Source organism: Pseudomonas sp. HT11 (genome assembly GCF_044875395.1).
In the GTDB taxonomy this organism is placed as follows: Bacteria; Pseudomonadota; Gammaproteobacteria; order Pseudomonadales; family Pseudomonadaceae; genus Aquipseudomonas.
Genome location: NZ_CP173217.1, coordinates 5,157,436 through 5,171,287, shown reverse-complemented (window position 1 = coordinate 5,171,287; position 13,852 = coordinate 5,157,436). Strand labels below are relative to the sequence as shown.

The window sequence follows — 13,852 nt, the reverse complement described above, 5'->3', positions numbered from 1 at the left end:
GCTTGGTGGGCGTGATCTCTGTGCTCAACACCCGGCCCGAAGCTGTCAACCAGTCCATGGATGGCAGCACCCCACTGGGAAGGTCGATCAGTTGCTCAGCGCCCTCGGCGGCACGACCCAGCAAGTGTCAAAGAAGATGGAAAGCTGCCTGGACCTGTCACGCGCCAGGGTGTCCGCTATTGAAAACGCACCTGAAAGCTTTGAAGGCATTCAGCTGTCGGTGAATCAAACCAGGTGCAAAGCATCTTATTCCTCCCATCGCCGGCATCGGCGTTGGCACTTCTCGGCGGGTGCTTGCCTTGCGATAGCCGTGTCTTGCTTGATCACACTGGCGCTTATCTATCACTGGATCGGGTGAAAATTCGGGCCCAAAAGCCGGCTTTCTTTTCTGAAGCCAACGGTGGATGTGGTTCTGTTGTCTCTCTTGCCGGGTGAGTGCTAGGGCCATCAGGTCTCAAAAGGTCTCCCGGATAATGCTCTTGACCTAGACATGGCGAGTCATCCATTCCAAACGCCTTCACGGCAGCCACCGCTTCTACACACCAACGACCAAAATATGCCCCGCCTTCAAAGTTCTGGTCGCCATAGGTATACCAATAAGGATGCCGATAGCTGACCGCTTGCGGGCCTGATCCGGATTTGGCGCCGGTACGCACTTCCTGGTACCAGTGCTCGACAAAGGCTTTGAGCAGCGGCGGCTGAGAGTCTGCGGGTGCATCCACGGCCTTCAACAAACGACCATACGGCTTGGGATATAGAAGCACGGCTCCTATCTTGCGGTCTGGACTGCGGCTGGCAATGATCCGATCAAGAAGTACGTCTTCGCCATCATTGCCGATCAAGGCCAGCAAGCGATGCCATTGCTCGTCTGGAATGTCGAGTGCGAGTGCCAAGCCGACCAGCCAGAAGCAAATGATGTAGTGGTCGTAGTTGACGCGCCAGTGGTGCCGGGTGAATTGCTGCTCTGCAGTCCACACTGCTGCTCCGAGCCGCTCAGCTTCTTCCCAAGCATCTAACAGACCGGGGAAGTAATACGCCAAGTTAGTAATTGGGCATCCGGCTGAGTATTTGCGCAGAATTTGGTGCCAGTGTTTCTGAGCAAGTGTAAATTGGAATTGGGGCTCGTAATTCTGATCACCTGAGTTGTCATCAGCGGCTACAGATTCTTTTTTTATGTAATCGTCGTTGTACTCAATCCACTCAGACCAGTAGCTTATTTCCCCTAATGGTGCGCGAATCATTTAGCGGCCCTTCCTAATAGTTTTGATGTGGCAACTGGATCAGCTACAAATTTTCCATTTTTTTCCAGGACGCCGACAGTGACATTTCCAAACGGGTCTGTATGGACTAGCCATTTTTCGACACGGCCTGCCTGTAGTGCTTTGTTGATGCTATCAGCAGCTTTTTCATTACCGTTGACAGACTCCAGAATCCGATTGTAGTTAGTAGAGCTACCTTGTAACCAATCATCACTCATCTGCAGCCCATCTCGGGTGGGCTTCAGCTTGGACGAGCCAAATTTGTACTCAACAATCAGGTAGTCGACACCAGGCTTATCTACCTTGTACAAATCGTCAATGCCTGTCTGGCCAATATCGGGAGCCCGGCCAATTTTTTCAGCACCGGGCACCAACGTCTTGATTTGCTCTCCACCCATGATGTCCCCGACGATGCTCTTCTGCGCGTTGGTCATGGCGCGGAAGTCCATCAGCGGGGTGCCGTTAGGGTTGAACTGCCCGCCGCGTGCTACAAGCTTGTCGAATTTGGCGAGGCTCGCCACCTCAGCCATCTTTTCAAGTTGCTGCGCTCCAACCTTGATCCCTGCCTTGGCCAGCGCCACGCCACCTTTCGCAGCCCCGCCGACGCCCGTTGCAATGCTGCCGACCTGCCAGGCGATTTCGCCGATGGCCTTGCCCAATGCTTCGGCGTTTTCGTCGCCGCCGACTTCCAGTGCGGTCTTGATCGTTTCTATCTTAACGTTGAGTTCGTTGACGACGCTGTCGCCAAACTGCTTTCTGGCCTCCGGGTTATTAATCAGTTGGCCAAGTCCGGTAAGCCCTTCGATGGGGTGCGCAACAAATTCGGCGAGGCCCGTGACGTCATTCCAGCCTGACTGGGCCAACCCCTTGCCGATGCCGAACTGGGTCAGAACATCCTGCCTGCCGCTGATGTACGACCATTTGGCAACGACTTTGCCAGCGGCAATCAGGCCTTTTGCTTCGTCGTATTCCTTCTTGAACTGCACGATCTGCTGTGTCGCCAGCCAGTTGTTATCCACCGCCGCACCCGCCGCGGTATTGGCGGTGGTCGGGTCGATGGAGGCGCTGGTCGCTGCCAGGCCGGTCACCAGGCTGACGATCAGGTTGCGCTTGGCTTCGCGTTGTTCTTCGCTTTCGTCGGGGCTGCTTTGTGAGAACAGGCCGGTGAGCAGGCTTGATGCCGCCGCGCCTGCCGCGCCGCTGCCGCAACTTTGGCTGCTGGCGGCGGCACCGGCGCAAGCGACGATGCCGTGCAGGGCCGCGTGCAGTGGCGAGCCTTCGGTGAGCTCGCCTTTGGCCACCAGGTCGCCGATGTAGCCGGCACCCCGTTGCTGCACATAATTGACCACCAGGCCTTGCACAAAGGCAGCGTTGCCCGCGCTGATATTGCCTCCTGCAGCACCGATCAGGGCGGTAGTGATCTGGCGATAGGTACCGCCTGCGCCCCAGTTTTCGGAGATCGCGTTGGCCTGCGCCGAGTACTCCCGCGCCTGGAGCTGCAGTTGCAGGCGCGCAGCGTCACTCATTGGCGTGTCACGATTGTCTGCTTTTGACTGCAGCTCTTTTGCCTGTTGGCGTTTGAGGTCCGCTTCCCTGGCTTTGTTCGCAAGGAAGGTACTGGCTTCGTTGGAGAACGCGCTGACGATCTCAAAACCGGCGCGGATTTCATCTTCGTCGAAGATCGGTTTGAGCGAGTTGCTGCCATCGCGATCACTGGACACATCACGGTTGAGACTGGCGACGGTTTGCTCGGCGCTCTGCCCGGTGCGCTTCTGTTGTTCGGCGTCGTTGGTGATGACGACGGCACCGCCACTGATGCCGCTGCGTGTCACGCTGCTTGCCTTGTCGCTGGCGCTGATGGCGATCGGCATATTGGCGCCGATGTTGTTCTCGTTTTTGGCTAGGTCGGTGCCCGGGTTAACCTTGCCGCCAGTCTGCGCGTTGCCCTTCTGGTCCTTGCCGACTTCGTTGTAGCCGCCGCCCAGGCTCACGGTATTGGCGTCGTAATCCGCCTTGTTCTTGATGTCGCGGCTGGTGAGGCTGGATGTGACCAGGCTGTTTTTGCCGTCCTGCACGGCCTTGTCACTGCTGGCGATCACGCCGCCGACCAAATCGGTGTTGCCCCGCACGTTGATGTCGAAACCGTCATCACCGGCCTTGATGCCTGACTGCTCGGTGACGCTGGCATAGTTGGAGTCGATGTTGGTTGCGCCAAAGTTTGCGCTGGCACCGCTTATCGAGCTCATGCCGTAGCAGAACGGTGGAATACAAAGACTGATGCCGATGCCCAGGCTCTTTTCATCGACTTTATACGTGTTGGTGTCTTGCAGGCTTTCGATATTAAGATCGCCGCCGACGTCGGCGATGACTTTTTTGCCACTGGCCACCGCCCCCTTAAGCTGCGTGTCGCCGCCGGATGACAGCAGCAACTGGTTGCCAGCCTCCACTTTGGTATTGGTATAGGTCAGCTCGTCGCCGTCGGCCTGGCCCCGGTTTCCGGTGGCACCCAGGTCCAGGGTAAAGCCGTTTCTGCTACCGCCCAGCGAGAGGCCGATACCGATGCTGGCGCTGCTGCCTTTGCTGTCGGTGTTTTGCTGGCTGGTGTTGTTGGCGGCGAGCAGGTTGATGTCGCCGTCGGCCATCAGGCTGGCGTCACGCCCGGCCTTGATCTGGCTGCCTTGGACCGTGATGTTGCTGTCTGCACCTGCGCCGGTCGCGCGCAGGCGCACATCTTGACCTGCGGTGATGGTCGAACCGGCGGCGCTGTCGCTTGTCTGGGTGGTTTTGCTTTCGTTCTTCTTGGTGCCCAGCGACAGGCTGATGTTGATACCGCCTGCCGCGCCAGGGTCCATTGCCACCGCCGTGGCGGCGTTGTTACCGCCCAGCAGGACCGTGGCCGCTGCCAGCGCCTTCATGCGCCCGTCATCGGTTTTCTCCGATGCCTGTTTCATCTGCTGGGTGGTCTGGATTGCACTGATGACAGGGTTAGTCACCGTCAGAGTGAACCCGGTCTGTTTGAACAGGGTTTCACGTTCGCGCTTGCTGGTGTTGCGGGCTTCAACGACATCGATGGTTTGCCCGGTGATATCGACGCTGCCTTCGGGCGCGCTCACCTGGCTGCCCACCTGGCGGTAGCCTTTGCCCGCTTCCATCAGCACATCGCCCTTGGTTGACCCCACGGTACTCGCCGCTGCGGTCTGGCTAGTGGTGAGGTCCTTGACCGTTTGCTGCTGGGTGCCGAGGGTGACCGCGATACCGCCGCCGCTGAACAGGCCGCTTTTCTTGACTGACTTGTCGTGACGTTCGCTGCTGCTTTCCGTCGTGGCTTCGATATTGATGTTGTTGTCAGCCGCCAGCACGGTCTGGTTGGTGGACACCACGTTGCTGCCGCTGACGTTTATGTCGCGACCGGCCTGCACATAGGTTTTCTCGGCACTCAGCGTCGAGCCCTGCGCCTGGGTCTGGTTGACGGTGTCGCGTGTGGTAGTGGTCTTGCTGGAGAACAGGCCGTTGCTGCCTTTGAATTTGTGCGCTTCATCGGCGAACTGGGTGTTTTGCGCAGCGGTCAGGTTCACGTCGCGCCCGGCGTCGGCGATGATTGCACCTTGCTGACTGGTGACGCTCGCGCCTCGGGCATTGAGGTCCTGCCCGGCGCTGAGGCGCACATCGCCTTGGCCTTGGATGGTTGAGCCGACTTCGGTCTGGCTGGCGTCTTTGCGCCAGTTGCTGCCGTTCCAGTTAACCGATTGCTGATGGGCTTCGCCAACGGTGGTCAGGTTGATGTTGTTGCCTGCTTGCAGCGAGGTACTGCCGCCGGTACCTGCGTTGACCACCTGAGCGCCGGTCAGGTTGAGGTCTTTACCCGCGTTGACGTCCAGGGTGCCGCCAGCGCCGCTGACGAACAGCCCGGCCACCCGTGACAGGTTGGTGCGGGTGCCTTGGGCACTGCTGCTGTCGCGACTGCTGGACACGACGTTGACGTTTTGCCCGGCGTTGATGGCGAGGCTGTCTGTCGCGCCGATCAGGCCGCCGAGGTTGTCGAGGTTTTCCCGTGCCGTCAGCGAGACCTTGTCAGCCTGGATGCGGCCGCCGAGGTTTTCGATGTTCTGCGCGGTAATCGCCATCACGCTGCGCCCGGCCAGGCTGCCGCTGTTGACCAGATCACCGGCAATGTTCAGGTTCAGGCGTTGCCCGGCAATCAGCGAGCCAGAGCCGTTAAGGTCGCTTTCCTGCACGCGCACATAGACCTGCGGCACCAGCACGTTGCGGGTTTCGCCGCTGGCGAGGGTGACTTTTTTCTGTACCAGCCAGACGATATCGCTGGTCATTTGCGCCATCTGCTCAGGGGACAGCTCGATGCCTGGCACCAGTTGCCATTGATTGGCAAGGGTGACGGCATTGTCGATCAGCGCCCGGTACTGCGCTTCGTCATTGGCATAGCCATCGAGGAAGCGCCGACCGGTGAGTTGTGCAACCTGTTCGCGAATCAGTTTTTGCTCATAGAAGCCATCGCCGAGACGCTGCTGGGTGAGCGCAGGGTCGACTTGCAGGCGCTCCAGCATGTAATCCGAAGACAGCCAAGTGCGATAACTGGCGAAACGCGGGTCGGTTTCGATCAAGTAATTGCTGGTGGTCTGCGGGTTGGTGGTGAACAGGCTGTTGTTCGGCAATTCAAGGGACGGACCGCCGGTGCGAATCTGCTCGGCCACGCCTTGTGCGTTCTGGGTGGTCTGCGCTGCGACCTGAACGATCGGAGCTACTTGAAAGGTACGGGCGGCCGGAGCGCTGACCGTACCGGTGGAAGCGATCTGCTGGCCGACGGCCTGAGTACCGCGTGCGCTGATCTGGGTGCCCGTGCCGCTGACCGCTGTGTTCTGCGCGAAGACGGTAGGTTGCAGGGAGATATCCTGAATCAGCGGGGCAGGGGTATAGGCTGCGGTATTCGCGCCTTGCCGGTCGCGGCCCTTGCGTTGGATGCGGTAGAAGTTGGTGACGCTGCCGCTGTCGACGGTGGTGCGCTGGCCCGACACTTCGGTGTTGGTCAGGCTGGTGACGTCCGCCTGCAACAGTCCGCCGGCGATGATGCGGCTCTTGTCGTTGAGCACGTCGCCGGCGCTGATCTGCATTGTCCCGCCAGACAGGATCTGCGCCGGGGCCGAGGTGGCGATCTGGGTTTCGTTGACGACGCGGGTGTAGTCGTAGCGGTTCCAGTTGTCGCGCTGGCCCTCGGGGGTGACCAGGTAATTCACCTCATCGTGACGTAGGGAGATCTCGTTGGCTTGGTAGCGGTTGGTCGAGCCGGTGAGTTGAAACTCCTGCTCGGGTGTTCGACTGACCTCAACATCGCGCGTGCTGAAATGTTCGTTGGTGTTGCGCACGCTTTGTACGTTCAAAGACAGATCGCCAAGCGCTTCGAGGGTCGCGCTGGCATTGGTCAGTAATTGAGCGCGACCCTCAGCGGTATCGAGCGCGCTCAAGGTCCCGCCAATGGCGAGGTCGCCAGCACTGAAGACCAGCGATTGCTCGCGGTTATTCAGGGTTGCGGTGCCGATATTCAGTGATTCACGGGCTGCTATCGTTGCTGCGGTGCCATTTTCATCGAGGTTGTTCAACGTCGAGGTGGCTATCGCCAGTTGGTCGCCATACAGGCGCGCGGTGCCGAGGTTATTCAGCGTCGCTGCCTGCACGCGGACTTGCTGGCCGTCGATCAGCCCGCGGTTGGTCAGGGTGTCAGCGACGTTCAGACGAACCTGGCCCGCGCTGATTTCGGCGTTGGCGCTGTTGTCGAGCGTCTGCGCGCTGACTAGCAGGGACTTGCCCGCCAGCAAACGCCCGGTGTTGTTGAGCGCCCCGGCGGTGCTCAGATCAACGTTGTTGTTGGCCTGAATCTGCCCGCTCAAATCAAGGCCGCTCTGCAACCTGAAGTTGATGTCACCCAGGCTCAGCGCCCGGCCCGTGCCGCTGTAATACGCGGCGTTGAGCGACAGCAGCTTGCCCGCAATCAGCGTGCCGTCGAGGTTATTCACCGATTGGCGACGCTGCGCGGTATCGCGGTCGCGGATGGTCAGGTCACCGGTCGAAGAGATCAGCCCGCTCTGGTTATTTAGCGTCTGGCTCACGCCCAGCAGCAGGCCTTCATCGGTGCGTAAAGCACCGCTCTGGTTGCTGAGGGTGTTGACCGCCAGGTTCATGCTGCGGCCTTCAAGGCCTAGGTTGGTGCCCTGGGTGGCGCTGTTGTCGAGCACATCGGTGCTCAGGTTCAACGCGCCTGCACTGCGGACCAGCCCACCCTGATTGATGAGGGCCTGACCCAGTGCCAGCTCGACGTCGCCGAGGCTTTGCAACTGGCCGCCACGGTTATCCAGGCGTGCGCCGTCGACGTGTACGGTTTTCTCGCCAATGATTTGGCCGCCGTTGGTGTTGACCACGTCGCTGGCGGTGAGCAACAGATTGCCCTTGGTACTCAAAAAGCCAGTGCTGTTATTGACGCTGGCGCTGCGGATTTCCACGGCATCCTGACCGCTGATGCCTTTGGTGGTGCCGGAGTCGAGGTTATTGAGGGCCTGATTTCCGGTGTCGATAAACAGTTTGCCTGCAGACTGAATCAAGCCCGCCGCGTTACGCAACTCGCCGCTGCGCAGGTCGAGGGTGGCGCGGGCGTCGAGTGTACCGTCGCGGTTGTCGGCCAGAGCGCCGTTGCTGTTGAGGTCCAGTGCCTGACCGCTGATCACACCACTGCGGTTATCCAGGCCCTGAGCTGTAACGGCGATGTCACCCTGGGCTTCCAGACGCCCGCCATTGTTGGTTAGCGCGCCGTTGGTCACGTTGACCGAAAGGCCGGACTGCACCGAGCCAAGCACACCATTGGTGTTGTTGAACTGCCCGGCGATGATCGCCATGCGCTGGGTAGACGCGAGCGTGCCGCCGATGTTGTTCAACTGGCTGAACTGCGCTTGCAGCTCGCCACCGGCGCTGACGGTGCCTTGGGTATTTTCCAGGCGTGCGCCGTTCAGTTGCGCGGTGCCGCTAGCCGCCAGCGTTCCGCCGCTGTTGTCGATCAAATCACTGGCGGTCACCGTCAGCAGGCCGCCGTCGGTTGCAACCACTTTGCCGTTCTGATTATTCAGCGTGCCAACGTTGATCGCCACAGCGCCTGGGCTGCTGACCTGGCCGTTCTGATTGTTGAATTGCTCGCTGACATTGATCTGTAAAGGCTCCAGCCCCGTTTGCAGAATGCGCCCGTAGTGATTGGACAGGGTGCGGGCCTGGAGCGTGAGCTGTTGGCCCTGGGCCAGACCTTCATCCAGCACCACGTCGTCAGCCTTGATCGACACGCTGCCATTACTGGCAATGCTGCCTTTGGTACTGGCGAGTTGGTTGGCCTGAATGCCCAGCGAACCCTTGCCTGCGTGTTCGATGCTGCCGCTGCCGTTGTCGATGCGAGCGGCGCTGATCCGGGTATTGGTCGCGTTTGAGGCAATTCGTCCGCTACGGTTGTCGAGGCTCGCGGTGGCGTTTATCGAGGTGTCGGCGACGCCGGTCTGCACCAGCTCGCCGCCGACGTTGGACAGATCACTGGCGTTCAGTTGCAGGTTGTCGGCGTTGACGCTGGCGCTGTCTGTGCGCAGGGTCTTCGTCGCGCTGGCCGCGAGGGTCTGGCTGGCATCCACGCGGCTGCCACTGAGATTGCTATCGCCGTCGTTGGCGGTCAGGGTGACATTGCGGCCTTGAGTCTGGCTGCCGCTGAGGTCCAGATCATCGGCCTGGATGCTGACATCGCCTGCCGCCAGGTTTTGACCCTGCGCCTTTACGTGGGTGGCGCGCACCGCAAGGTTGCCGCTGCTGCCCAGTTTGCCGTCCACGCCCGCGCCCGCCGCCAGGCTTGAGCCCTGGGTGCTACGAATCGACTTGGCGCTGAGGGTTGTTTGATTCTGGCTGGCAATGGTGCCGCTGTTGTCGATATCTCCGGAGCTGGTGAGGTTCAAATCGCCCTTGGCGTAAAGCGAGCCGCTATTGTCAACGCTTGTGGCCGTGATACGGGTGGCCGTGGTGCCGCTGATTGTGCCCATGTTGTGCAGTTTGCCGTCTGCGCTGACGACCACTTCACCCGCCATGGCGCCAATTTGCCCGGCATTGCGCATGCCGACACCCGATTCGGTCCCCACCAGCACGATCTTCCCGGCGTACATTCCGCCCAGTTGCGCCACGTCGATGGCGACGGCTGGCTTGTCGCCGTCGGCGCCGGCCTGAGGCGTGGCCTGGGTGTTGTCGGCGTTGACCTGATTGCGTCCGGCAGTGACCTTAAGGTCATTGGCCCAGATACCCGCATTGACCTGCACGGTACGGGCAATCAGGTCGGTGTAATCGGCGTCGCGGCTATCAAGACCCTTGCCCTGAATGTTCAGGGTGCCGCCGTTCACGGTGTAGCCGCTGATGCTGCCGTTCTCCAGCTGCACCTGGCCGGTGCTCAGGGTCGCACGGTTGGCGTTGATGAAGCCGCAACCGTCGCAGGTAATGCCGGCCGGGTTGGCGATGACCACCTGGGCGCGTTGCCCGGCGACTTCGACATAGCCGCGTAACTGGCTGGGGTTGCTGGCGTTGACCTCATTGAGGATGACCCGCGCGCTGCCTTTGGCCATCGCTGCGTTGCCTTCTATCCAGCCACCCAGTTGCGTTTGGGTGTTGGCGCCGCTGTTGTTGAGGATGACGCCGCGCGGGTCGACATCGAACTGATTGTAGGTGTTACGCGAAACCCCGGCCGCGCTGGGCGCCTGAATATTCACCTGCGGCGTGCCGTTGGCACTTTGAATCACCGTCGGACGCTGGCCGGCTGCGGCAGCCGGATCGGCCACAATCGTGCCCGCCGCCCACGCCGGTACAGCGCTCCAGGACACCAGCCCGAGCGCGATCATCAATGCAAAACGCATCGGCCCGAGCGTTGCCGTGCAGCCTGCGTCGGCGGTGGTGAGGCTGACGCGAGTGCCCGGCGCCTTGACCTGGCTGGTGACGTTCTCCGCCACCACCATCAACAGCCCGCGTGCCTTGTTGAAAACAATTCGGTACAGGTGCTTGTTCATAGCAATTCCATTTGCGGAGCCGGCCCGCGATACAAAAGTTGAAGTTACGGTGCCGTGGCGACCGGATGAGCGGCAAACCAGGCCCTGGCCTGCTCAGGGATCACACCGATGCCCTGGAATGTCTTGATTTGCAGGCCCCGCTCGTCGCCCCGGTGATACAGCGCGCGACCACATCGGTTGGCGAACAGATGGCGCTGGAGGATTCGGGTGAAGGTGGCCGTATGGCCAAACGGCGCGACCCAGTCGTTGAGCCAGAGGCGCTCGCCGCAATTCCAGTCCGCGTCGCTCAATGTCAGCGGTGATTGCTGCAAATAGCGCTGTTCCGCTGCCTCATCGACGTTAAGCCAGGAGAGGTAGCACACCGGCTTGCCGTGCTCGCTGCCCAGCACGAATTGGCGATGCTTGAGCGCCGGCAGCAGAAGTGTCGGTAAGCTGTGCAGTGGCGCATCCCGGTGAGCGCTGGAATGCATCCACAACCAAGTGACCGAGCCCAGCACCGCCGCCTCGTTCCAAGGCTCGTCGATCAGGCCGGGTGCCGTGATGTCCAGGGTTTCAAAACGCATGGCATTACCCCTCAGAACGACCAGATGACGGTAAAGTCGCTGGTCACGTTCGCGGTCTTGAAGCCATCTGGCTTCTTGAGCGGCGTGCCTACCGACCAGTCATAAGACAGGCCTTTGTAACCACCACGCACACCCACTACAGCCCCCGCCAGTCGTTTACCAATCAGGTACTTACTGGCCTGGCCGCTGACTTCGCCGTAGTCGACACCGGTGTAAAGCTCCTGGCCGGTTTGCCCCAGCGCCAGGCCGACTTCGTTGCGCAGTGTCCAACCGCGATCAGCAGACAGAATGTTTTCTCCGTCAAACCCGCGCACGCTGTAACGTCCGCCAATCGAGAAGCGGTCCTGCGGCACCAACGGTGTCCGGTTCCATTGCGACCGCCAACTGCCGATATAGCGCAGGCGCTGGTCGCTTATGGCGAATGGCACTTGCAGTTGGGCGTCGGCGGTGATGATCTGCGAGCGGGATGTGCCGGCACCAGAGGCTTCTTCGGGGGCCCGCAGCGAGTCATGTGCGCCGGTGCCGCGACGGTAGGCGACGCCGAGGTCCAGAATAGAGGTGCCGATAAATTCCCGGTGATCCAGGCCGAGCTGCCAGCCCGCCATGCGCCGATCCTGGTTGCCGATCTCGGTGTCGTCGATGAAGTTTTCAGAAGATCGTGTCCACAGGCCACCCCACGCCGTGGTTTTGCGCACGGCATCGCGGTAAAGCAGCCGAGACAGGCGCAGATCGTTGGTACGGCTTTCGCCTCGATACTGGTACGTCTGGGTGGCGCCGGCGACCGACTGCTCGTAGTTGTACTCGCTGGTGGTGAACGCCAGTTGCCAGTAACCCATCGGCAGCGAGTAGTGGAGCGTATTGCCTTTGGAGCCGTGTCGGCCGGACTCGCCGCCGCCCAGGTCGTGGTTGAAGCTGGCGTAGAACAAGTCGTTGAGCGACAGCAGGTTGTCCAGCGACAGCGACACATTGCCCTGATACTTGCCTGTGGATTTGCTGCCCGAGTTGTCGAAGGAAAGGCTCACGCGGGCCGGAAACTGCTGTCTCCATTTGATCACCACATCGCTTTCGCCGGGCTTGGCATCAGCTGCCAGGGTGGGGGTGATCTGAATGTCGGCGTCGGCAGTGGGCACGCGCTTGAAGTTTTCCAGCGCCTGTTCGATATCGCGCAGATTAAGCAGGTCGCCGGGGTTGGCAGGCATCGCATTCCACAGGGTGGCGCGACGGCTGGTGCCTTCGGCAAAACGGATTTCGCGGATGCGCCCCGGCACGATTGTCAGCACCAGAATCCCGCTGTTGAGGTCCTGAGCTTCGGCAAGCACGCGGGTGGTGACAAAGCCCGCCTGGATGATCGCATTCTGCATGCGCTTCATCGTCATGTTGATACCCGCGCCACCCAGACAGCGCCCCACGGCGGGGTCGTCCTCGGGGTTGGCGGCCTTCAGCGCCCATTGAAACTTCTCGGATGCGTCGCCAATCAGGCGGATGTCTTTAATGGCGAAGCAGGGCGCTTCTTTCGCCGGAAGACGAGAGCCGCCTTCGTCGAGCGTCGGTGCCTGGAGACGTACATCGGGCCGCGATTCCAATTGATCACGCAGCGCGCGTTCACGCTCCTGCTGACGCAGTAATTCCTCTTCAGGCCCGGCAGCCTGAGCGGCGGCGGCCGTAAAGAGTGTCCACACTGCCAGCGCCGTCAGCGCGAGGTGTTTGGCATTCATCGACGACAAGCGCGCCAGCCTCATGACATATCGGGAGGGGGCTGGCTTGTGCAGTGGGCAGCGTGAGTCCGCGGGCATTTCACATCCTTGTGATCAGAATCAGAGGCGCAATAAGTGCACAGCCTGGAACGGCGGTGGCACTGAATCGAAATAGAATAAGGTCGACGTTTCCACACTTAGAAAAAGAAATTTCCCAGGTGGCTTTGGATAGCTCAGATAGTGGCATGCGCCATAAGTTTCATGGTGGGTAAGTGGTTTGATACAAAGATCAGGAAATGTGACGCCTTCCACATGGCCTGCGGATGTTGAGCCACACGGGTCAGAGAGGTGTGCTCGGCGTCGACGTCCACACGAACTTATCCACAACCCTGGCATCTGCTGAACCGGATGGCCCGCCATGAAGGCGTGTCAGACCGAACCTGCGCGGCAGATGCCCTGCCATCGCGGGCCACCGCGCTCCCACACCGCTTTTGCGTGAGGCCTCAGCGCCGTGCAATGTCAGAAAAGTAAAACTTATCCAGCGTATGCCGCGACTCGGTGTACTCGAACTGGCGGCCGTCCTGCAAAAACGTCTGGTTGCTCACCACGATCACATGGCTCTGACCTTCGAGGTCCAGATGGGTCTGATCGTCCTTGCTGCGCGGCAGGGCCTCGATGGTGCGTTGCGCGTAGCTGATCTGCAGCTGCAGCGTCTGCTCGATAAACGCGTAGATCGACTGTTCGGCGATGTCGCGGTCCAGGCCGGGGATCAGTTCGGCGACGAAGTGGTTGATGTCGAGGATCACCCGTTTGCCGCCGATGCGCCGTACCCGTTTGATGCGCGTGATCAGGGTGCCGGGTTCGGCTTCGATGTGTTGCAGCAGTGAACCTTCCAACGGGATCTGGCTGAATTCGACGACTTCGGTGCGTACGTCATCGCCCAGGTCAGCGTGGGTTTCGTGGAAGCTGACGATGCCGCCCAGTTGAAACTCGATCGGGTTGGGCGACAGCACGAACGTGCCCTTGCCGTGAATTTTTTGCGCGAAACCGCGCTCCTGCAGCTGCTCGATTGCGCGACGCACGGTGCCACGGCTGGCCTGGTAGGCGTCCATCAGTTCGGTTTCGGAGGGAAGGCGCGTGCCGCGTTGCAGGCGTTCGGTGGTGATGTTGGCAAGCAGATCCGTATAGATCTGGTTGTATTTGCTCATGGGGATGGCTCTATGCCCGACTTGATGAGGGTGAACTGCGCGTTCAAGGCA

The 13,852-nt window shown here is 60.5% G+C and carries 5 protein-coding genes; all 5 read right to left on the bottom strand.

What is annotated here, in order from left to right; genetic code table 11:
* Positions 1-335: 335 nt before the first annotated feature.
* Positions 336-1,241 (bottom strand): PoNe immunity protein domain-containing protein, encoded by a 906-nt coding sequence (locus ABWL43_RS23880; RefSeq protein WP_404484767.1) that lies wholly within the window; start codon positions 1,239-1,241, stop codon positions 336-338.
* Complete coding sequence (locus ABWL43_RS23875) at positions 1,238-10,336, bottom strand: hemagglutinin repeat-containing protein (RefSeq protein WP_404484764.1); 9,099 nt, start codon at positions 10,334-10,336, stop codon at positions 1,238-1,240. Before ABWL43_RS23875 ends, ABWL43_RS23880 begins: the two co-directional genes overlap by 4 nt.
* 44 nt (positions 10,337-10,380) lie before the next feature.
* Positions 10,381-10,899, bottom strand: a complete 519-nt coding sequence (locus ABWL43_RS23870) for a toxin-activating lysine-acyltransferase (RefSeq protein WP_017139694.1) — start codon at positions 10,897-10,899, stop codon at positions 10,381-10,383.
* A gap of 11 nt (positions 10,900-10,910) precedes the next feature.
* Positions 10,911-12,614 carry a ShlB/FhaC/HecB family hemolysin secretion/activation protein gene (locus tag ABWL43_RS23865; RefSeq protein ID WP_404484761.1) on the bottom strand — a complete coding sequence of 568 codons (1,704 nt, stop codon included), beginning with the start codon at positions 12,612-12,614 and terminating at the stop codon, positions 10,911-10,913.
* Positions 12,615-13,096: 482 nt separating this feature from the next.
* The gene (treR, locus tag ABWL43_RS23860) at positions 13,097-13,801 is read right to left on the bottom strand and encodes a trehalose operon repressor (RefSeq protein ID WP_145164174.1); all 705 of its coding nucleotides are present in this window, start codon (positions 13,799-13,801) and stop codon (positions 13,097-13,099) included.
* Positions 13,802-13,852: the final 51 nt, after the last annotated feature.

What these genes read in the sequence shown, in the direction of transcription:
- ABWL43_RS23880 (WP_404484767.1), bottom strand. Translation starts at nt 1,241, where the DNA reads ATGATTCGCGCACCATTAGGGGAAATAAGCTACTGGTCTGAGTGGATT.
- ABWL43_RS23875 (WP_404484764.1), bottom strand. Translation starts at nt 10,336, where the DNA reads ATGAACAAGCACCTGTACCGAATTGTTTTCAACAAGGCACGCGGGCTG.
- ABWL43_RS23870 (WP_017139694.1), bottom strand. Translation starts at nt 10,899, where the DNA reads ATGCGTTTTGAAACCCTGGACATCACGGCACCCGGCCTGATCGACGAG.
- ABWL43_RS23865 (WP_404484761.1), bottom strand. Translation starts at nt 12,614, where the DNA reads ATGAATGCCAAACACCTCGCGCTGACGGCGCTGGCAGTGTGGACACTC.
- treR (WP_145164174.1), bottom strand. Translation starts at nt 13,801, where the DNA reads ATGAGCAAATACAACCAGATCTATACGGATCTGCTTGCCAACATCACC.